This window comes from Pseudomonas sp. FW305-3-2-15-E-TSA4, from assembly GCF_058787295.1.
On record NZ_JBYSZP010000032.1, the window covers coordinates 7,307 to 27,288 of the forward strand.

General features: G+C 58.4%; 22 protein-coding genes and 2 tRNA genes. 15 read left to right on the forward strand and 9 right to left on the reverse strand.

From position 1 onward, the window contains the following. Window positions 1-77 (forward strand) — tRNA-Arg (locus tag AC3WMV_RS27915). An 18-nt stretch (window positions 78-95) separates the two neighbouring features. Here AC3WMV_RS27915 and AC3WMV_RS27920 read toward each other — a convergent pair. Further along, window positions 96-614, reverse strand: a complete 519-nt coding sequence (locus AC3WMV_RS27920) for a cell envelope protein SmpA (RefSeq protein ID WP_103368768.1) — start codon at window positions 612-614, stop codon at window positions 96-98. A 321-nt stretch (window positions 615-935) separates the two neighbouring features. Here AC3WMV_RS27920 and mgtE point away from each other — a divergent pair, with 321 nt between their 5' ends. Beyond that, window positions 936-2,378, forward strand: coding sequence for a magnesium transporter (gene mgtE / locus AC3WMV_RS27925; protein ID WP_047599679.1), 1,443 nt, complete (start codon window positions 936-938; stop codon window positions 2,376-2,378). Window positions 2,379-2,610: 232 nt separating this feature from the next. Here the strand turns inward: mgtE and AC3WMV_RS27930 are convergent, their stop codons facing one another. Then, window positions 2,611-2,937 carry an Arc family DNA-binding protein gene (locus AC3WMV_RS27930; RefSeq protein WP_003178899.1) on the reverse strand — a complete coding sequence of 109 codons (327 nt, stop codon included), beginning with the start codon at window positions 2,935-2,937 and terminating at the stop codon, window positions 2,611-2,613. Window positions 2,938-3,325: 388 nt separating this feature from the next. Here AC3WMV_RS27930 and phnN point away from each other — a divergent pair, with 388 nt between their 5' ends. Next, on the forward strand, window positions 3,326-3,895 hold the full coding sequence (phnN, locus tag AC3WMV_RS27935; RefSeq protein ID WP_103368767.1) for a phosphonate metabolism protein/1,5-bisphosphokinase (PRPP-forming) PhnN: 570 nt from the start codon (window positions 3,326-3,328) through the stop codon (window positions 3,893-3,895). Here the strand turns inward: phnN and AC3WMV_RS27940 are convergent. Both AC3WMV_RS27940 and AC3WMV_RS27945 read right to left on the reverse strand, forming a co-directional pair. After that, window positions 3,870-4,049 (reverse strand): PA3371 family protein, encoded by a 180-nt coding sequence (locus tag AC3WMV_RS27940; protein ID WP_027612267.1) that lies wholly within the window; start codon window positions 4,047-4,049, stop codon window positions 3,870-3,872. The genes phnN and AC3WMV_RS27940 overlap by 26 nt on opposite strands. Window positions 4,050-4,069: 20 nt before the next feature. After that, a complete protein-coding gene (locus AC3WMV_RS27945; RefSeq protein WP_103368766.1) occupies window positions 4,070-4,300 on the reverse strand; it encodes a hypothetical protein in 231 nt (76 codons plus the stop codon). A gap of 294 nt (window positions 4,301-4,594) precedes the next feature. On the opposite strand from AC3WMV_RS27945, the gene AC3WMV_RS27950 reads away from it, so the two are divergent. Next, window positions 4,595-4,671, forward strand: a tRNA-Arg gene (locus AC3WMV_RS27950). An 82-nt stretch (window positions 4,672-4,753) separates the two neighbouring features. Here AC3WMV_RS27950 and AC3WMV_RS27955 read toward each other — a convergent pair. Then, window positions 4,754-6,097: a lysozyme inhibitor LprI family protein gene (locus tag AC3WMV_RS27955; protein ID WP_219738135.1), complete on the reverse strand. Its 1,344-nt coding sequence runs from the start codon at window positions 6,095-6,097 to the stop codon at window positions 4,754-4,756. 236 nt (window positions 6,098-6,333) lie between these two features. Between AC3WMV_RS27955 and AC3WMV_RS27960 the strand changes: the two genes are divergently transcribed. The 4 genes from AC3WMV_RS27960 to AC3WMV_RS27975 all read left to right on the forward strand — a co-directional run bounded on the left by AC3WMV_RS27960 (window position 6,334) and on the right by AC3WMV_RS27975 (window position 11,515). Beyond that, on the forward strand, window positions 6,334-7,938 hold the full coding sequence (locus AC3WMV_RS27960; RefSeq protein ID WP_047295822.1) for a tetratricopeptide repeat-containing response regulator: 1,605 nt from the start codon (window positions 6,334-6,336) through the stop codon (window positions 7,936-7,938). Further along, window positions 7,935-8,627, forward strand: a complete 693-nt coding sequence (locus AC3WMV_RS27965) for a sensor histidine kinase (RefSeq protein WP_103368763.1) — start codon at window positions 7,935-7,937, stop codon at window positions 8,625-8,627. Before AC3WMV_RS27960 ends, AC3WMV_RS27965 begins: the two co-directional genes overlap by 4 nt. Window positions 8,628-8,827: 200 nt before the next feature. Continuing rightward, the gene (locus AC3WMV_RS27970) at window positions 8,828-10,069 is read left to right on the forward strand and encodes a glutamine synthetase family protein (protein ID WP_178085257.1); all 1,242 of its coding nucleotides are present in this window, start codon (window positions 8,828-8,830) and stop codon (window positions 10,067-10,069) included. 69 nt (window positions 10,070-10,138) lie between these two features. Then, the gene (locus AC3WMV_RS27975) at window positions 10,139-11,515 is read left to right on the forward strand and encodes an MFS transporter (RefSeq protein WP_097085801.1); all 1,377 of its coding nucleotides are present in this window, start codon (window positions 10,139-10,141) and stop codon (window positions 11,513-11,515) included. A gap of 178 nt (window positions 11,516-11,693) precedes the next feature. Here the strand turns inward: AC3WMV_RS27975 and AC3WMV_RS27980 are convergent, their stop codons facing one another. The 4 genes from AC3WMV_RS27980 to flgA all read right to left on the reverse strand — a co-directional run bounded on the left by AC3WMV_RS27980 (window position 11,694) and on the right by flgA (window position 14,297). Continuing rightward, the gene (locus AC3WMV_RS27980; RefSeq protein WP_103368761.1) at window positions 11,694-12,440 is read right to left on the reverse strand and encodes a flagellar brake protein; all 747 of its coding nucleotides are present in this window, start codon (window positions 12,438-12,440) and stop codon (window positions 11,694-11,696) included. Window positions 12,441-12,532: 92 nt separating this feature from the next. Next, on the reverse strand, window positions 12,533-13,000 hold the full coding sequence (locus AC3WMV_RS27985) for a flagella synthesis protein FlgN (RefSeq protein WP_007963060.1): 468 nt from the start codon (window positions 12,998-13,000) through the stop codon (window positions 12,533-12,535). Window positions 13,001-13,048: 48 nt separating this feature from the next. After that, a complete protein-coding gene (gene flgM / locus AC3WMV_RS27990) occupies window positions 13,049-13,375 on the reverse strand; it encodes a flagellar biosynthesis anti-sigma factor FlgM (protein WP_007917589.1) in 327 nt (108 codons plus the stop codon). A gap of 160 nt (window positions 13,376-13,535) precedes the next feature. Continuing rightward, a complete protein-coding gene (gene flgA, locus AC3WMV_RS27995; RefSeq protein WP_027612276.1) occupies window positions 13,536-14,297 on the reverse strand; it encodes a flagellar basal body P-ring formation chaperone FlgA in 762 nt (253 codons plus the stop codon). An 82-nt stretch (window positions 14,298-14,379) separates the two neighbouring features. Between flgA and AC3WMV_RS28000 the strand changes: the two genes are divergently transcribed. The 7 genes from AC3WMV_RS28000 to AC3WMV_RS28030 all read left to right on the forward strand — a co-directional run. After that, window positions 14,380-15,312, forward strand: coding sequence for a chemotaxis protein CheV (locus AC3WMV_RS28000; RefSeq protein WP_103368760.1), 933 nt, complete (start codon window positions 14,380-14,382; stop codon window positions 15,310-15,312). A gap of 46 nt (window positions 15,313-15,358) precedes the next feature. Continuing rightward, window positions 15,359-16,186 (forward strand): protein-glutamate O-methyltransferase CheR, encoded by an 828-nt coding sequence (cheR, locus tag AC3WMV_RS28005; RefSeq protein WP_007963053.1) that lies wholly within the window; start codon window positions 15,359-15,361, stop codon window positions 16,184-16,186. 365 nt (window positions 16,187-16,551) lie between these two features. After that, window positions 16,552-16,959 (forward strand): flagellar basal body rod protein FlgB, encoded by a 408-nt coding sequence (gene flgB / locus AC3WMV_RS28010; RefSeq protein ID WP_007917581.1) that lies wholly within the window; start codon window positions 16,552-16,554, stop codon window positions 16,957-16,959. 3 nt (window positions 16,960-16,962) lie between these two features. Further along, on the forward strand, window positions 16,963-17,406 hold the full coding sequence (gene flgC / locus AC3WMV_RS28015) for a flagellar basal body rod protein FlgC (RefSeq protein ID WP_003227217.1): 444 nt from the start codon (window positions 16,963-16,965) through the stop codon (window positions 17,404-17,406). 15 nt (window positions 17,407-17,421) lie between these two features. Then, window positions 17,422-18,150 carry a flagellar hook assembly protein FlgD gene (flgD, locus tag AC3WMV_RS28020; RefSeq protein ID WP_096796810.1) on the forward strand — a complete coding sequence of 243 codons (729 nt, stop codon included), beginning with the start codon at window positions 17,422-17,424 and terminating at the stop codon, window positions 18,148-18,150. A 30-nt stretch (window positions 18,151-18,180) separates the two neighbouring features. Then, window positions 18,181-19,512 (forward strand): flagellar hook protein FlgE, encoded by a 1,332-nt coding sequence (gene flgE / locus AC3WMV_RS28025; protein ID WP_096796809.1) that lies wholly within the window; start codon window positions 18,181-18,183, stop codon window positions 19,510-19,512. 261 nt (window positions 19,513-19,773) lie between these two features. After that, the coding region (locus tag AC3WMV_RS28030) for a calcium-binding protein (RefSeq protein WP_492561406.1) at window positions 19,774-19,982 on the forward strand (209 nt) is incomplete at its 3' end.

Consider the following 19,982-nt stretch of genomic DNA (forward strand, 5'->3'; position numbering starts at 1 on the left):
GCACTCGTAGCTCAGCTGGATAGAGTACTCGGCTACGAACCGAGCGGTCACAGGTTCGAATCCTGTCGAGTGCACCATATTCAAGAAGCCCGCGTTTAACGCGGGCTTTTTGTTGCCTGCGATTTGGCTTTTCCTTTCACGCATCCCTTCTCGTCAAAATCGACTTGAGCACTTCGGCCTCTTTTCAGGTCATAGCGATAGCTCGTCGTCGACGTTCGAATATTCACCTTGTCCGGTTTGCCGAGCGCGCGCTCGACATCCTGTTGGCTCATGCCGGCAATCACTCGTTGATTGATGATTGCTGCGCGGCGCTGCCTGGCATCGATCAGGTTGCCGCATTTGTCCGCCAGGCGGCCAACGATGCCCGGTTCACGTCCCCTGATTGTCATACCGGATATTTCCTCATGGTTGTGTTCCGGCATGATCGGTACGACGGATCCGGGCGAGTAAGGGTGAACCTGTTGCTCTGAAAGCTGCTCGTCGCTCGCACAGCTCAGGGTCGTGAAGGTGATGCCGCCGTCGGCAGCCTCGCAGCGGTGAAGGGTGGTGGCGGCTCCGGCGGGTGGCAGGCAGAGCAGGCTGGCGACTACAAAAAGGCATGTTCTGGATAGCATTCGACGTCCTCCATGACGGTCTACGCTCAAGGGTAGCCGCTACATTTTTCAACGCCGGTGTGTTTTCTTTTCAAGATGAGTCGTCGCATCTGCACGGGTCAGGACAGCGCTCAACTTTGTCGCGCAAGCACTTGTTTCGACCGCGATTTTTTAACGTTTAAAACCGTCAGGCGGTGTATCATTGCGCCCGTCAGCCCCGCCGGGGCTTATGGAAAACCTCCATGGACTTACCCAGTAGTTACTTAGTAGCCCGTTTCACCAATCATGAATTGACTGATTGATCCTTCCGGCGTGCCCCGCTGCTGGGAGTGGAGTTCGCCTATGTCCGAAATCGAAGTAAAGAAAACCCAGGAAAGCCTGCAGGATCGCCTGGCTCAGGTCGTTGAGCTGCTGCAGCGCCAGAAGGTTGTCGAAGACCTGACTCATCGCCAGGAAGGCGCGCACCACGACCGGGTCGAGAACCTGGTTCACCGGCAGAACCTCGTCGAGCTGCAACGCAAACTCGATGATCTGCACTCCGCCGACGTTGCCTACATCCTTGAAGCCTTGCCGCTGGACGACCGTCTGACGCTCTGGCAACTGGTCAAGGCTGATCGCGACGGCGACATTCTTCTCGAAGTATCCGATTCCGTTCGGGAAACGCTGATCGCCGACATGGACGATCACGAGCTCCTGGCTGCGGCCAAGGACATGGATGCCGACGAACTCGCTGACCTGGCCTCCGAGCTGCCGCGAGACGTCGTCCATGAGCTGATGGAGACGCTTGACCAGCAGCAACGCGAGCGCGTGCGTTCGGCCTTGTCCTATGACGAGGAGCAGGTCGGTGCGCTGATGGACTTCGAGATGGTGACCATCCGTGAGGATGTCAGCCTCGAAGTGGTTCTGCGTTACCTGCGTCGTCTCAAAGAGCTGCCGGGCCACACCGACAAACTGTTCGTGGTCGATTACGACGGTGTGCTCAAAGGCGTGCTGCCAATCAAGCGTTTGCTGGTCAACGACCCGGAGAAACAGGTTTCTGAAGTCATGGCCAGCGATCCGGTGAGTTTTCACCCGGACGAAGACGCCTATGACGCTGCTCAGGCGTTCGAGCGTTACGACTTGATCTCGGCCCCGGTGGTCGACAAGAACGGCAAGCTGATCGGCCGTCTGACCATCGACGAAATGGTCGACCTGATTCGTGAGGAGAGCGAAAGCGAAGTCCTCAACATGGCCGGTCTGCGTGAAGAGGAAGACATCTTCGCCTCGGTCTGGAAATCCCTGCGCAACCGTTGGGCGTGGCTGGCGATCAACCTGATCACGGCATTTGTCGCGTCGCGGGTGATCGGTCTGTTCGAAGGCTCGATCGAGAAACTGGTGGCGCTGGCGGCGCTGATGCCGATTGTGGCGGGTATCGGCGGCAACTCCGGTAACCAGACGATCACCATGATCGTGCGTGCCATGGCGCTCGACCAGGTCAGCACCGGCAACACCTCGCGCCTGATGCGCAAGGAACTGGCGGTGGGGTTGATCAACGGTCTGGTCTGGGGTGGGGTGATCGGTGTGGTCGCCTACCTGCTTTACGGCAGCTGGTCGCTGGGTGTGGTGATGACGGCGGCGATGACTCTCAACCTGCTGCTCGCGGCGCTGATGGGGGTGTTGATCCCGATGACGCTGGCCAAGATGGGCCGAGACCCGGCGATGGGCGCCAGCGTGATGATCACGGCCATGACCGACAGCGGTGGCTTCTTCATCTTTCTGGGGTTGGCGACGATCTTCCTGCTCTGATTCGCTGCCATACAAAAGCCCGCCGAAATGGCGGGCTTTTTTGTGCCTGTGTAGTTATCTGTAGTGAGGGGATTTATCCCCGATGGGTTGCGCAGCGACCCCGGAAGAGGGCCTGCTGCGCAGTCCGTCGGGGATAAATCCCCTCACCACAAAGTCTGCCTTGGATTGTCGTGATTAAAATCCGGGTAAAAAAAAGCCAGCACTTAAGCTGGCTTGAGATGTTCGGCACAACTCAGGACGCGTCTGCGGCCATCTCGGCGTCGTGAGCGATCAGCGACACCAGTGCGTTCTGTTGACGGTGCGACAGCTGACGGAAGCGTTGCAGCAGCTCACGCTCATGCAGCGAAAGCTCCGGGCTGTCCAGGCGCATGCTCAACTCTTCGCCCAGTGCACCTTCCTGAATAAGACTCTGCTCAAGGCGCGCAATGATTTCGGAGTTCATGCTGCGATGATGATTGCGAGCCACCTCGGCAATGCGTTCACGCATCCCGTCTGGCAGACGTACGACGAACTTGTCAGCCGTACGGCTGGAATAAATTGCCTGTTTCAATGGGCGCATATATTTAACCGGTTAGTTCAGGGGAGCGGTTCTCGGGATTGGCCGCAGGATGTGTGGTAGGACAAGCATCCGCGCCAAATGGTTCAACCTGAATTGTTAAGAGGCCCGCATCATGCCTCAAAATTGCCAGATCATTGGCGTCAATTCTGTGACAAATATTGAGCTGGGTAAAGGCGTAATGCCAGCACCAATTATCAGAAATGCGGACTGGTTGGAAAACTTTGCCTCGACCCGCATCACTGGCCGCGTCCTGATGCACATCCATTGATGTCCGAAGACCTCAGAACGTGCATGCTATGCGGCTTTCGATCCTTGTTCCTTATGTGTACAGGATAGTGGCAATTTGCCGATTTACTAGGGCAAACACCCGTTGGAGGGCGTTTTCAGGATGGATGGCAGGCTTATTTATCTGATGGGACCCTCTGGCTCGGGCAAGGACAGCCTGATCGAGGCTGCGCGTGAGCCACTGCGGGTTATGAACTGCGAAATCATCCGCCGAGTGATCACCCGCTCGGCGGAATCGGTCGGTGAAGATGCCATCGGCGTATCGCCTGAAGAGTTCGCGCGACGCCAGCAAGCCGGGGATTTCGCGCTGGCATGGCACGCCAATGGGCTGGCTTACGGCATCCCGTCAGAAATCGACGAGTGGTTAAGTGCCGGACGGCATGTGCTGGTGAACGGTTCGCGCGCCAACCTGCGTCAGGCGCTGGAGCGCTATCCGACGTTGCTGCCAGTGCTGCTGACGGTCAAGGACGAGGTCTTGCGTGAACGCCTGCTCAGGCGTGGTCGGGAGACGCCTGAGCAGATCGATGCAAGGCTGGCGCGTAATACGCTGTTCAAGGACAGAAGGGCAACTGACTTGCCTGTGCATCTGATCGACAATTCCGGCGACCTGGCGGATGCCGTCAAGCAACTGCTGGACTTGATCCGACTTAACGGAGCACCGGATCAAACTTGATCCTGCGCCCGGCCACCAGGGCCAGCACAAACAACACCGCAAACACGCCGCAGCCAATCAGGGGCAGGGTGACTGAGGTTTCCTCGAACAGCGAAAAATGCACAACGCCACTCAATAAGGCGAGGATCAGAAATCCTGCGGCTGATCTGGACATGCTGTACTCCTGAAGATATTTCAAAAAACCAGACGTTCGGTGTCGCGCGTCGGCAATGCTTGCTCAGGCTCATTGACCGCCTGCGCCGCGAAGTCGGTCTGACCGCTCAGTACCGCCAACTGCGGCGCTTTCTGCACCTGCAAATAATGCGGCATACGCTGAGCCACCGGTTCAGCACTCTCTGGAACAAAATGAAAGCCAACCAAAACCGCGAGGGCGATTGCATTTGCGAGCAGGAGAGTGCTGTTCATGGGGCGGACTCCGTTTGTTCTGTTATACGAACAGACAAAGCACCCGGCGTGCCAACAGTCTAACCGCTGTGAAGTCCTTTAAAAACAAGCATTTGGAAGGGTTTTTAGCAAGTGTCGGGTTGCAATCTGCAATGATGGCTTTTTGCGGTAGTGCAAATTGCACGGTAAATGTTCCCGCAGCATTGCAAGGCGCCTGCCTACACTTAAAAAACCCATGGACGACATGACAAACCAAGGGCTGGCCGTTAACATGCTCGCCGTCCGTCGCGCCGTGTCCGGCCGCGACAACTCAGTGTCTCAGTAGCTCAATTGGATAGAGCATCCCCCTCCTAAGGGGAAGGTTGGCAGTTCGAACCTGCCCTGGGACACCATTATTCGGAGCCTTGCAACGGTTCGAAAAAAGCCCCGCACAGGATGATCTGGCGGGGCTTTTTCATGCTCGTAATAAGTGGCTCAGTTCAGTGCTCCGCCGTCGGCCTTGCCAATTGAGGTGCTGACTTCGATCACATGCCGGCGCCCGTTGACCTCGAAACTGCGCCCATCTGCATCAATGTCCGGTTTTCGCAGTGCCAGTTGTGCAAACAAGCCATGTTTTTCGTCGTAGCTGCCAAACCAGTCAACCAGTTTTCCGATGTAGCATTCGTTACCGATAATCACCGGCAGGTCGAAAACATCTTCCACCGAGTAATGCACCGGGCCGTAGCTGTAGTAATCGCTCTCGCCTGCGCCTGTTGCAGGAATCGGGCAAAGAGGCGTGCGCTGAGTGTCCGGTTTACGGGGGCGTGCTTCGTTCGCCTTGGTGATTGCCTGATTGAGCGTAAGCCGCAGATCAGGTTCCAACTCAAAGGTGCTGGCGCCGTCATCCTTGTGTTGGGTGGTGGGCACGTTTAAGTAGTAGCCATATCGCACCGTCACGGTAGGCACTTCACGGTTGATCTTCAACGGATTGAGCAAGTAGATGTGATCAACGCCGTAGGCACCGTTGCGGTAGGCGAGGTAAATATTGCCCCGAGCCTTGATCCAGTACGCCGATTGGTTGGCTCCGCGATCATTGGTATAGAACAGCGCGCTTTCAGGCTCAGGAGACCTTTTGACAAAATGGTCACCGTCTCGGCGCCAGGTTTCCACGTAGGTAAACATGCCGGTGCCACCGGCGTAAGTCTGGACGATCAGGTCTCGTTGCCCGTCGCCGTCCATGTCCAGCAACGAGTAGGAGGTTTGACCGGTTTCTGCTGCCGCATCGATTTCGGTGGCGGTCAATGCCTTCCATTCATCCGGTGTAACGTCTTTGGGAATCGAAGCTGGAAAGTGCGTTTGCTCGCTGGGGTTTTCTTTGTCGGAGTCGCCTGAAAACGATGCCTCTTCAGAGTTGAAAGCCAGTGAAGCCAGCACTCGTTCAACCGCCACCTCGCGATTGCCGCCCTCGCTGGCCGCCTGAATGCTGCGTTGCAGATCTTCCAGAACCTGTTTGTCGATGTCGGTCGGTCTGTGCGCAACGGCATCCATCTGCTGCGCCTGTAATAACTTCAACCGGCCACGATAACTTTGTTCAAGGCAAGCAATACCCGCTTCGCACTGATTACGTGTCTTGAGCCACAACCGTTGTGTGCGCTTAAGTTCAGACTGCTTATCACCGGAGATCTTCATCAGCTCCCGATAAGCCGCACCCATCTGCGCATCCAGCGCATACAACCCTTTATTCGCACAGACAGCCTTCTCCACGGCACTCGCCGCTTTCGCACAATCCATTCCGCCCGCCATCGCCTGCTGGAAAAACAGCAGCGCACAGGCGGACATGATGCAACGTCCTTTGATGTACACGAGATAAACCTTGTAGGGGGAAAAGGTGAGTCGGTGCGCAGGTTAATCGCTGCGCGAGGAATCTTGAAGTGTCCGCTTCAGAGAACGTCACTTGTGGCCGATAACCCACTCGGTGACTTAAAAGTCGCGTGAAATCGCTTGATAGCATTTGGCCGGCAGCTATCATCTGCGCGCCTGAAATTGCCCTCACTTCAATTGCCTGGAAATCCTCGATGCTGTCGTATCACCAAAAGAGTTTTCTGATCGTCGATGATTTCTCGGATTTCCGCAGTTCCGTACGCTCGATGCTGCGCGAACTGGGGGTCAAGGACGTGGATACCGCCGATACCGGCGAGCAAGCGCTGAAGATGTGTGCGCAGAAGTCCTACGATTTCATTCTGCAGGATTTCCACCTCGGCGACGGCAAGAAGAATGGCCAGCAGGTGCTGGAAGACTTGATGTCGGAAAAGCTCATCAGCCATGAAGCGGTGTTTGTCATGGTCACGGCCGAGACCAGTCAGGCGATGGTGCTCAGTGCCCTGGAGCATGAGCCGGATGCCTACCTGACCAAGCCGTTCAACCGCTCCGGCCTGGCGCAGCGCCTGGAGCGTCTGGAGCAGCGCAAGACGTTGCTCAAACCGATTCTGCAAGCCCTTGATCGCGGTAAACCGGTCGAGGTGCTCAATGCCTGTATTGCGCTGTGCAAGCAGGACATCCGTTATTCGCCGCTGTGCCTGCGTTATCGCGCCGATGCGCTGCGCGACATGAACCAGAACGAAGCCCTTGAACGCCTCTACGACAGCATCATTGCTGATCGGCCGTTGCCGTGGGCGTTTGCCGGGCTGGGCAAGTTGTTGTTCAAGCGTGGGCAAGTGGCGCAGGCCAAAGATGTTTACGAAAAGGCGCTGAAAGTGTTCCCGATGATGCCGGCGCTGTACGACGGCATGGCCGATGTGCTGGTCGCCGAGGGCGATACCAAAGGCGCGCAGCGGGTGCTGGAGGAGGCGATTCGTTTGTCGCCGCTGGCGGTGCGCCGGCAGGCGTTGCTCGGCAAACTGGCGATGGCCAACGAGGATTTCGACACCGCTTCCCGGGCGTATCGCCAGGCAGTGGCGCAGGGCGCGCAGTCGCGGTTCAAGGATCCGGAAAGCAACCTTGGCCTCGCTCATGCCTTGATCAGCAAGGGCAGTGAGCGCGGTCTCGACACGCGCACGCGGCTGGAGATCAACACCACGCTCAGCGCCGTTGCCAAAGAGAACCCGTCTGACCCCGGCCTGCAGATTCGTGCGCGGCTGATGAAGGCCACCAGTCTGCTGCTCAACGATGCCGAGACCGCCGACAAGCTTACCGAGCAAGCACTGATGCGCCTCGACGGCATGGAACAGTTCATGAGCCCTGAAGCGGCGCTGCTGGTCGCCAAGCAATTGCAGATGCTCGGTCAGGCCGAGGCGGGCACTTCGATGCTCAAGAGCTGTGCGGAGATCTACGGTGACGATCCGGCGGTGATGAAAGACATCGCCAAGCTCACCGACGACCCGACTATCCTCAGTTCGAGCAACGCCGCCGCCGACCTCAACCGTCAGGGCGTGCGCGTGTACAAGACCGGCAATCTGGTGGAGGCCCGCGAGGTGTTCCGCAAGGCGCTGAAGATGCAACCGAAGAACATCAGTATCGCGCTGAACATGGCCCAGTCGCTGCTGCACGGCACCGACACCAGTGTGCCGTCGGCGGAGCTGGAAGAATGTCGGGCCTGCCTGAAAATGGTCGGCCTGATGCCCGACACCGACGCGCGTTATGCGCGTTATCAGAAGCTGAAAAGCAAGGCGTTTGGCGAATGAACCAAGACGAGCAGGCGCTGGATTTCTCCACGGTGATCGCCTCCACCGTTCACGACATGAAGAACTCGCTGGCGATGCTGATGCAAGCCCACAGCCAGTGGCTGGCGCGCTTGCCTCAAGAGCAGCGTAGCGGGGCGGAGCAGGGTGTGATCGACTTCGAGTTCGCCCACCTCAACGGCATGCTGGTGCAACTGCTTGGACTGTACAAGCTCGGCGTCAACCAGTTGCCGCTGCAACCGGCGTATCACGAGCTGGATGATTTCATTGAGGCGCAACTGGCCGCGCATCAAGAGGTGTTCGCCAGTCGCGGGATCATTGCTACCTACGAAGTTGATCCGCTGAGCCCGCTGGGTTTCTTCGATCGCGAATTGGTGGCGTCGGTATTGGGCAACTGCATCAACAACGCGATTCGTTATGCCCGCGAGTCGCTGCTGATTACCGTCAGCGACGAGGCCGGGCAACTGGTGTTGAGCATCAACGATGACGGCGACGGTTACCCGGCCGAGATGCTCGAGCGTCAAGCCGATTACGTGCAGGGCATCAATCACGGCAGCGGCAGCACCGGCCTGGGCCTGTATTTCGCCAATCGCATTGCTGCTTTGCATCAGCGCAATGGCGTGGTCGGGCACACCGAAATTCGCAATGGCGGGCCGTTGGGTGGCGGGGTGTTCAGCCTTTATCTGCCGTGACTCGGGTTTTTGTTTGACGCTGCTTGATATTCCGAACAGCCGGAGCCTATTTTGTACGGGTCGCCGCTTGCGGCTCGCACAATAACAAGGATTGCGTCATGACAACCGATGGCCAGCGTTCACTCGCGCAGCGACTGACCGGCATTGATGAGATTGAATGTGTCACGCCGGATTTGAACGGCGTGCCGCGCGGCAAGGTGATGACCGCCGAGGGTTTCCTCGAAGGGCGGCGTTTGCAGATGGCGCGGGGAGTGCTGCTGCAATGCATCATGGGCGGTTATCCGCCGGCGCGGTTTTACGGCAGCGATGACGGCGACCTGGCGCTGGTGGCCGAGCCGAGCATGATCCATCCCCTGCCATGGAGCGACGAGCCACGTGCCCTGGCCATCTGCGATGCCGACGAACTGAGCGGCGAAAGCTCCAACCTGTCGACCCGTGGCCAACTCAAGAAAGTCATCGCCCGTTACGCCGCACGCGGTCTGGCGCCGGTAGTGGCGACCGAGCTGGAATTCTTCGTCTTCGCGCCGAACACCGATCCGACTCAGCCGTTCCGTCCGCCAGTCGGCCTCGACGGGCGTCGCGAGGATGGGCAGTCGGCGTTCAGTGTCAGTTCCAACAATGGCCTGCGGCCATTCTTCAGCGAAGTCTATAAATGCATGGCAGCCCTCGGTCTGCCACGCGATACCTTCATGCATGAAATGGGCGTCAGCCAGTTCGAGATCAACTTGCTGCACGGTGATCCGCTGTTGCTCGCCGATCAGACCTTCCTGTTCAAACACCTGCTCAAGGAAGTCGCGCTCAAGCATGGTCTGAGCGTAGTGTGCATGGCCAAGCCGCTGGCGCACACGCCGGGCAGTTCGATGCACATTCACCAGAGCCTGGTCGAGATCGCCACCGGCAAGAATGTGTTCAGCGACGAGAGCGGCCAGCCGACCGCAATGTTCCGCCATTTCATCGGTGGGCAGCAGGCGGGCATGGCTGATTTCACAGCGCTGTTTGCGCCGAACGTAAACTCCTATCAGCGTCTGTGTCACCCGTATGCGTCGCCGAACAATGCCTGCTGGTCGCACGACAACCGCGCCGCAGGGCTTCGGATTCCGGCCAGTTCGCCGGTGGCTCGACGCGTGGAAAACCGTTTGCCTGGCGCCGATGCCAACCCGTATCTGGCGATTGCCGCGAGTCTGGCCGCCGGCTTGCATGGCATCGAGCATGAGCTGGAGCCGAGTGCGGCGATTCAGGGCGAATTCGAAGTGCCGGACAATCTTTCGCTGCCGTGTACCTTGCATGCCGCGCTCGAGCGTCTGAAACGTAGCCAATTGGCCAGGGAACTGTTCGGACAGGAGTTCATCGAAGGCTACATCGCTTCGAAGACCATGGAGTTGACCAGCTTCTTTGATGAAATCACTCCCTGGGAACGGCGTGTTCTAGCAGCCCAGGCCTGACTAACTGTCGCCGTCGGGCTATCGTCTTGATAGTCCGATACTCACTGCAAGGAGCCGCTCGGAACGCCGATGCGCCAAATCTGGAAATCCTTTCGAGCGCTGTATTTCGCCTCGCTGATGATGTTGATCGGCTCGGGCCTTCTATCTACTTACCTGGCATTGCGCCTGGCCGCTGACCATGTCGATGGGCTGTGGGTCGGTGCGCTGATGGCGGCCAACTATTTCGGCCTGGTACTGGGCGGCAAGATCGGTCACCGCTTGATTGCCCGGGTCGGCCACATTCGAGCGTATTCGGCGTGTGCCGGGATCGTCGGCGCGGCGGTGCTCGGGCATGGCCTGGTCGACTGGCTGCCGGCGTGGCTGGTGCTGCGGACCATCGTCGGTCTGGGCATGATGTGCCAATACATGGTGATCGAGAGCTGGCTCAACGAGCAGGCCGACGCCAACCAGCGTGGGCTGGTGTTCAGCGGCTACATGATCGCTTCGTATCTGGGGCTGGTGCTCGGTCAGTTGATTCTGGTCATGCATCCGGGCCTCGGCCTGGAGCTGCTGATGCTGGTCGCGCTGTGTTTTGCCCTGTGTCTGGTGCCGGTGGCGCTGACCCGCCGGATTCACCCGGCGCCGCTGCATCCGGCACCGATGGAACCGCGCTTCTTTATCAAGCGCGTGCCGCAATCGTTGAGCACGGTGCTCGGTGCTGGTCTGATCATCGGCTCGTTCTACGGTCTGGCGCCGCTGTATGCGTCGCAGCAGGGGCTGTCGACCGAGCAGGTCGGTCTGTTCATGGGTAGCTGCATTTTTGCGGGATTGCTGGTGCAGTGGCCGTTGGGCTGGTTGTCCGACCGCTATGACCGGGCGCTGCTGATCCGCTGTTTTGCCGGGTTCCTGGCCGTGGCGGCGTTGCCGTTGGCGATCCTGCCGCAGGTGCCGCTGGAAGTTCTGTTTGTCGTCGGGTTCATGTGTTCGCTGGTGCAGTTCTGCCTGTACCCGCTGGCGGTGGCGTTTTCCAACGACCACGTCGAGGGCGATCGCCGGGTGTCGCTGACGGCGATGCTGCTGGTGACCTACGGTGTCGGCGCGAGCATCGGCCCGCTGCTGGCAGGTGTGCTGATGAAGCTGTTCGGCAGTCAGAGCCTGTACGCGTTTTTCAGTTTCTTCGCGCTGGTGCTGGTGTGGCGCATCCGCCCGAAAGCGGTGACCAATCTGCATCAGGTCGACGACGCGCCGCTGCATCACGTGGCGATGCCGGACAGCATGTCCAGCTCGCCGTTGGTGGCAGCACTCGATCCACGAGTGGATGAGCAGGTGGTGCAGGAGCAGATGCAGACCACGGTTACGCCAGAACCGGAGCCAGAACCCGAAGTGCAGCCTGAAGCGGCGGTGGAAACTGATCCGGCTGATGAGGGCGATAAACCAGCACCGGACATCAGTGGTGCCAGACCCTGAAATGTGGGAGCGGGCTTGCTCGCGAAGGCGGCGTGTCAGCCAGCATCAATTTTTAATGTCGGGCCGTATTCGCGAGCAAGCCCGCTCCCACAATGGATCTCCAGTCGCCGCGAGATTCAATCGCGCATAAAAAAGGGCAGTCCCGCGAGGGGCTGCCCTTTCTATTTGCCTGTAGGAATTACAGATCGTCTTTATCGAACCGGCGTGCTTCACGCTGCAACTGATAGACGAAGCGTTCGACGTTGCGCGCCGCCTGGCCGCTGATGTTGTGGAAACGCAGGCCGGCGAAGGTGATGTTGAGCTTTTCTTCGAAGTGCAGATAACGCAGTTCGACCGAGATCGGTTGATTGCCGAACAGCGGGGCGGCGATCATGCGGTCGTAGACCTGGCCCAGTTGCAGGCGGTCGGTGATGTCGCCTTCAAAGCGCAGCTTGCAACCGGTGGCGGAAATATCCAGCAGTTTGCCGTTGATCGGCGCCTTGAGCTTTTCGCCGCCGAGTTCGACGCTGACCAGGTCAGTCAGCTTCAGGGCTGCGCGAAAGGCGTTGCGGCGCTGGTGGTAAACCACTTCGGTCGGCAGTTCGCCGGTGTAGAAGCGATCGCCCTCGGACTCTTCAATGTTCAGCTTACCGGTGCATTCCCAGGCGATGCGCACGCCCTCGTGGAAGCCTTCGACCTTGAACGGTTCGCCCGCCAGCAGAAAGCGCTCGCCATCGCGCGGGATCATTTCGTCCAGGGCAATCGTTGCGGTTTCGCGGTCGACCTTGATCAGGTAGCTCTGAAAGCGCTGGCTGCGCTCGTGGAACGTGATGATCAGCGGATCGTGGCTTTCTTGCAGCTGGCGCAGGTTGCTGGAGATTTCCAGGGGCGTGGTCAGCACCTTTGGTGGCTGCGGACTATCATCCGCGCTTAGGGCGTTTGGCACGTTTTCTCAATCTCCAGACAAAATTTGACTACGACTAGCCAGCATTTTGCCAGCATGTTTCGCGGGTTGATAGTGCAGGCACATCGAATGGCTCACGCCTGGCTGAGCGTACGCGGCTTGGTCGGTTTGGCGAAAGTGCCCGAGGCGTCATACAACGCTGGCGGCTCGCCCCCGGTGAGGATTTTCAGTTGATTGGCCGTGGCGGCCTGCTGAATCTGGATCGACTGGCCGTTCTTGACGTTCGCCGCCTGGCACTGGGCAATCAGGTCGGTCAACACGTCGCTCTGGGCCAGCAACTGGTCGCCAATGCTCGAGTGGCTGGCCAGTTGCTCCAGACCCTGACGGTCGAGCGGCAGGTTGAGGCTGGCGAGGATTTCGCTGCGCTTGCGGCCATGCTGTTCAAGCAAAATGATCAATGCCTGTTTGCGCGCCAGAATGTCTTCGAGCAAAGGCATGTCACGACCGTGCAAAGCGAGGGACTCGGTTTGCAGCAACTCCAGCAATTGTTGAGCTGGAGCAAAGTCGTCGGTGATCAGTTGCAATAAATTAGTGTCGTGCATGGCTGGCCTTGGGTTTTAAGCGTCCAAAAGCCTGGCGCCGGCAAAAGCCTAGCGCTGGGCTTCGAAGTTGAGCAGTTTGCTGGCTACACGGTTGCTGTCGACTTTATAGCTGCCATCGGCAATCGCTGCTTTCAACTCGGCCACCCGGGCTTTGTCGACGGCAGGCTGATCGCGCAGCTTGTCAGTGACCTTCTGCAACTGTTGAGCCTCATTGCTGAGGTGTACCGATTCCCCGCTTTTTGCGGTACTGGCCGTTTCGGCCTGGGTATTCAGCGGCGCGGAGGTGCCGGATTCGGCGGTTTCCTTGGCGTTGCTGGTACGTGTACTGCCCGTAAGTGACGAGGAGCTGTTCAAACGGCTGAAATCGATGACCATGTTAAAAACCTCTGGGAATTTGGACGCTTGCCATGTTCTCGGCCATTCCCTGGAAAACTTTAGGCTCACTTTGCAATGAGCTGCATGTGCCGAAGCGTGTTCTGCTGCGGCACAGTTTAGGGAAGCATCGAGGCCGGCGCCAGTTTTCTGCCTGAGCGTTTTACATGGCCACTTCCACCTGGCCCGGCGCGATGACCTGCGCCTTGATCACCCGGTTGGAATTGAGGTTTTTCACCCGGATCTGTTCTTTCAAACCGCCATTGGCCAGGGCTTCGCCGGGCATGCGCACGGCGAGCGTACCGCTGCGGGCGATGATGACCACCTGATCACCCTTGCGCACCACTTCAGCCTGTTCCAGATGCACCAGGGTAATCACCTGATCGGCGACCGTTGGTCGGGTCAATTTCTGCCCGATGGCTTCATCCACCGACGTCAGGAAACCCTGATTGATCTGGCTGATGTCGCGTTCACGCAAGGTCACATCCTGCGGCTCGATAATTCCGGCGCGTTTCAGCGGGCGAGTGGTGGTGACAATCTCGCGAAACAGGCGGACTTGAGCGGGCACGAACACCGTCCACGGCGAGCTTCCCTCGCACCGGACCTTGACCGTAACCCGGCCCAGCGGACGGGCCGGACTCTCCAGCGACGCTGTCAATTCCTTGTCGCACATAGGCATGCGCATACGCGGGTCGAGCTGGTTGACCTCGATTTCGTAGCGGCCTTCCGTTTGACTGGTAGCCAGATAGTCTTCTACGGTGAACTCAAGAAAGCCTTGGGTGACGCCGATAAGCATGTCAGGCAAGGTAACCGTATCAGCACCGGCAGGGCTGCCAGCGAAGAAGAAGCAGACGGCAGACACCGCGCACAGCGCTTTGCGGGTGCGGGAGGTCAGGCGTCGGAAAAATGTCGTTTGAGCGTTCATACGAGTTAAAAAGCAAGCGCCGTGCCGTTTAGCAATGAATGTGCGTCGCAACAACACTTGGCGTTGGTGTAGGAGTCTGGGCATGGCTGGTGTAATGGATTCGGTGAACCAGCGCACGCAACTGGTAGGGCAGAATCGCCTGGAGCTGTTGTTGTTCCGTCTCGACGGTCAACAGCTCTACGGCATCAACGTGTTCAAGGTGCGGGAAGTGCTGCAATGCCCGTCGCTGACGTTGATGCCCAAGTCCAGTCCTGTCGTGTGCGGGGTGGCGAATATCCGGGGGGCGACCATTCCGATCCTTGATCTGGCAATGGCGACCGGTTCCGGGGCGTTGAAAGACAAGAACAGTCCGTTCGTGATCATCACGGAGTACAACACCAAGACCCAGGGTTTCCTGGTTCGCTCGGTGGAGCGCATCGTCAACATGAACTGGGAAGAGATCCATCCGCCGCCCAAGGGCACCGGGCGCGATCACTACCTGACCGCTGTGACTCGGGTCGACAATCAGTTAGTCGAAATCATCGATGTCGAGAAGGTGCTGGCGGAAGTGGCGCCGACGCCCGAGGCGATTTCGGTCGGTGTGGTCGATGTCGAAACCCAGAGCAAGGCGTTGTCGCTGCGGGTGCTGACGGTCGATGACTCGTCGGTGGCGCGCAAGCAGGTCACGCGTTGCCTGCAGACGGTCGGGGTCGAAGTGGTGGCGCTGAACGACGGCAAGCAGGCGCTGGATTACCTGCGCAAGCTGGTCGAAGAGGGCAAGAAGCCGGAAGAAGAGTTCCTGATGATGATTTCCGACATCGAGATGCCGGAGATGGACGGGTACACCCTGACGGCGGAGATCCGCAGCGACCCGCGCATGCAAAAGCTTCATATCATCCTGCATACTTCGTTGTCGGGGGTATTCAATCAGGCGATGGTCAAGAAAGTCGGCGCCGATGACTTCCTGGCCAAATTCCGTCCTGATGACCTGGCATCCCGGGTAGTCGACCGGATCAAAGCAGCAGATATCAGCTAGGGACCTTTTGTCCCTGGCGGTCAACACGATTTAAGAGGCGGCATCATTGTCTACGGGTAATTTGGATTTCGAACAGTTCCGGGTCTTCCTGGAAAAAGCCTGTGGCATTTTGCTCGGTGAAAACAAGCAGTACCTGGTCTCGAGCCGTCTCAACAAACTGATGGAGCAGCAAGGCATCAAGTCCCTGGGTGAGCTGGTACAGCGCATCCAGACCCAGCCGCGCAGCGGTTTGCGCGAGCAGGTGGTCGATGCCATGACGACCAACGAAACCCTGTGGTTTCGGGACACCTATCCGTTTGAAGTCTTGAAGAACAAGGTGCTGCCCGAGGCGATCAAGGCCAGTCCCAACCAGCGTCTGCGGATCTGGTCGGCGGCGTGCTCGTCGGGTCAGGAACCGTATTCGCTGTCGATGTCGATCGACGAGTTCGAGCGCAGCAACCTCGGTCAGTTGAAGATGGGCGTGCAGATTGTTGCCACGGACTTGTCCGGCAGCATGCTGACCAACTGCAAGACCGGCGAGTACGACAGCCTGGCGATCGGCCGCGGTTTGTCCGCCGATCGTCTGCAGCGCTACTTCGACCCGAAAGGGCCGGGGCGCTGGGTGATCAAGGCGCCGATCAAGAACCGGGTGGAATTCCGTTCGTTCAACCTGCTCGACAGCTACGCCAGTCTGGGCAAGTTCGACATCGTGTTCTGCCGCAACGTGCTGATCTACTTCTCCGCCGAGGTGAAGAAAGACATCCTGTTGCGCATTCACAGCACGCTGAAGCCGGGCGGGTATCTGTTCCTTGGCGCGTCCGAAGCGCTGAACGGTTTGCCGGATCATTACCAGATGGTCCAGTGCAGCCCGGGGATCATTTACCAGGCGAAGTGATTGCACGGGCAACACGAGAAACGGGAGTCCTTGGGGGCTCCCGTTTTTTTGTGCCTGAATTATCTCCCTCACGCACCACAAAATCCCCTGTGGGAGCGGGCTTGCTCGCGAAGGCGGTGTGCCAGGACAACAAATATTGACTGACACGACGCCTTCGCGAGCAAGCCCGCTCCCACAGTTGTCCGGTGTTGGCGAGAGCACGCAAGCGGCAGAAAAGCGGCAGCCAGCGGAAACCGGTTGCCGCTTTTCTGGCATTGCCGCTTTGCCGGCTCCTCGCAAAGCCCCGGTTTATGGGGGTTGTTCTGTTTGGCACGGCGCTTGCTAAAGCTCAGGTACGAAAAACCGGTCACCCGAAGGTTCCCGACATGAGCATCAGCTTCGATAAAGCGCTCGGCATTCACGAAAAGGCATTGGGCTTCCGCGCCCAGCGTGCCGAAGTGTTGGCCAACAACATCGCCAACGCCGATACCCCGAACTACAAGGCTCGGGATCTGGACTTCTCCAAAGTGCTTGAAGCACAGACCCAGAAGAACGCCAACGGCACCATCGCCCTGAACATGACCAACAGCCGTCACATCGAAGCTGAAGGCCTGGGCAATGGCGACGAGTCGCTGATGTATCGCACGCCGATGCAGCCTTCGATCGACCAGAACACCGTTGACGCTCAGCTTGAGCAGTCGAACTACGCGGAAAACGCGGTCGGCTTCCAGGCCAGCTTCACCCTGCTCAACAGCAAATTCAAAGGGCTGGTGTCAGCCCTGCGCGGAGAGTAATCCATGTCCCTGTCCAGCGTTTTCAACATTGCCGGCAGCGGCATGAGCGCACAAACCACGCGTCTGAACACCGTGGCTTCGAACATCGCCAACGCCGAAACCGTTTCGTCGAGCATCGACCAGACCTACCGCGCCCGTCACCCGGTGTTTGCCACCATGTTCCAGGGCGGCCAGAACAGTGGCAGCAACTCGCTGTTCCAGAGCCAGGACGCCGCAGGGCAGGGCGTGCAGGTACTTGGCGTGGTCGAAGACCAGAGCAACCTCGAAGCGCGTTACGAGCCGAACCATCCGGCCGCTGACGCCAAAGGCTACGTCTACTACCCGAACGTCAACGTGGTGGAAGAAATGGCTGACATGATTTCCGCGAGCCGTTCGTTCCAGACCAACGCCGAAATGATGAACACCGCCAAAACCATGATGCAGAAGGTACTGACCCTCGGTCAGTAATAAGGGGCGACTGCCATGAGCGTTACCGATACCACCAGCAGCCTGAGCATGAATGACATCCTGGCGAACTCCTCGAAGAAAACGAGCAGTACGACCACCGGTGGCATTGCTTCGGCCACCAACAGCGCCACTGGCGGCAAAGCCCTGGGCAAGGATGCGTTCCTGCAACTGCTGGTCACCCAGCTGAAAAACCAGAACCCGCTTGATCCGCAGGACAACAGCGCCTTCGTAGCACAGTTGGCGCAGTTCAGCAGTCTTGAGGGCATCACCACCCTCAACAGCACCGTCAGTTCGCTGGCCGGCAACTACAGCTCCTCGCAAGCCCTGCAGGCGTCGTCGCTGGTTGGCCGCAACGTGATCGTGCAGACCAACACCGTTCAATTGGACGACCCGAGCAAAGGCATGACCGGTTCGGTCACCGTGCCGTCGTCGATTGCCGGTGGCACCGTCAGCATTACCGACAGCAGCGGCACGGTGGTTCGCACCATCGATCTGGGCAGTCGCGCCGCAGGCAGCGCAAGCTTCACCTGGGACGGCAAGGACAAGGATGGCAATCTGGTGAAGACCGGGACCTACACCGTCAAAGCCAACGCCTCGATCAATGGCACCGCGACCGATCTGGCGACCTACCTGCCAGCCACGGTCAACAGCGTGACCATCAGCCAGACCGGTGGCGAGCTGATGCTCAACCTGTCCGGCAAGGGCACCGTCGCCCTGTCCAAAGTACAAACCATTGGTATATAGAGCCGACTAACCGGCACAAAGGAGTGGAATATGTCTTTCAATATCGGCCTTAGCGGTCTCTATGCAGCCAACAAACAACTGGACGTGACCGGCAACAACATCGCCAACGTCGCGACCGCCGGTTTCAAATCGTCCCGTGCAGAATTCGAAGACGTCTATTCGGCCACTCGCCTGGGTAGCGGCAGCAAGGTCATCGGCAACGGCGTGCGCCTGGCCAACGTGTCCCAGCAGTTCACTCAGGGTGACATCAACAACACCGGCAACGTGTTGGACATGGGTATCAACGGTTCCGGTTTCTTCACCATGAGCAACAACGGCGCGATCACCTACACCCGTGCCGGTACGTTCAAGGTCGACAATGCCGGTTTCATCACCAACACTGACTACACCTCGCGTCTGCAAGGTTACGGTGTGGACGCTAACGGCAAGATCATCAACGGTGTGTTGACCGACCTGAAGATCGACACTTCAAACCTGGCGCCGAAATCGACTTCGTTGGTGACTTCAAGCATCAACCTGAACTCGTCGGCACCCGTGATCGACGACACAGCCGCGGCAGGCAAGTTCGACCCGGCAAAACTCGAAACCTACACCAAGTCCTTCAGCACGCCTATCTATGACTCTCAGGGCAACTCGCACGTCATGGATCAGTACATGGTGAAAACCGGCCAAAACACCTGGAAAGTCTACACCCTGGTGGACGGGCGCAATCCAGATGCAACCGGCAGCGATCCAACCAAGACCGCCCCGACTGCTTCGACACTGACGTTCGACAGTTCGGGCAATCTCACTCAGGTCAGCACGCCTAACCCGGCAGATCCGACCAAGCCGATCATCAGCAGCGACCTGAAGCTGACCGGCTGGGTACCGGGTACCGTGACCAACGGCACCTTCACGCCAAACGGCGCGTCTGCCAACACCAATGGCGTGACCATATCCATGGCCAAGACCACTCAGTTCAACGCTGACACCGCCCGTTCGATCCCGACTCAGGATGGTTACGCCACTGGTCAGATCACCAACCTGACCATCGACGGCACAGGCACGTTGTTCGCCAACTTCAGCAACAACCAGAGCAAGGCCATCGGCCAGGTTGCGCTGGCCAGCTTCACCAACGAACAAGGCTTGCAGGCGGTCGGCGGTACCAGCTGGAAAGAGACTTTTGCCTCGGGTATCCCGGGTTACGATGCGCCGGAAACCGGTACGCTGGGTTCGATCGCGTCCAACTCGCTGGAAGAGTCCAACGTTAACCTGACCAACGAGCTGGTGGATCTGATCAAGGGCCAGAGCAACTATCAGGCGAACGCCAAGACCATTTCGACCCAGAGCACTATCATGCAGACCATCATTCAGATGACCTGATTGGGTTTACCCGCTTCATGAAAAAGCCGACGCCTTGAGCGTCGGTTTTTTTATGCTTGTGGTTAAACATATTCACGATCGTACCGTTTGTCTGAATTTATGGTGTGGAAGTTGCAGCCCTGCCCGGTAAGGGACCTTGGCGTCAAAACTTCGCACAACCTGCTTCATTGAGCCAGGACACTGTACGGCGATATGGAAATCAGGAAGCTCCTACCAGGTTTTTCAACGTAGTTTCCAACACAAAAACACAAGGACGATGTAATGGCGATAATCAACGGGACCGCTGGTGCCGATAATCTGATCGGTTCTGCGGGCGATGATCAGATACGCGGGTTGGCGGGAAATGATGTTTTGAATGGTGGCGATGGTAATGATCTGTTGATCGGCGGCGATGGCGCCGATCAACTGATTGGCGGCGCAGGTTTCGATATTGCCAGCTATGAAGACGTACCCAACAGCGTTGCGGTAAC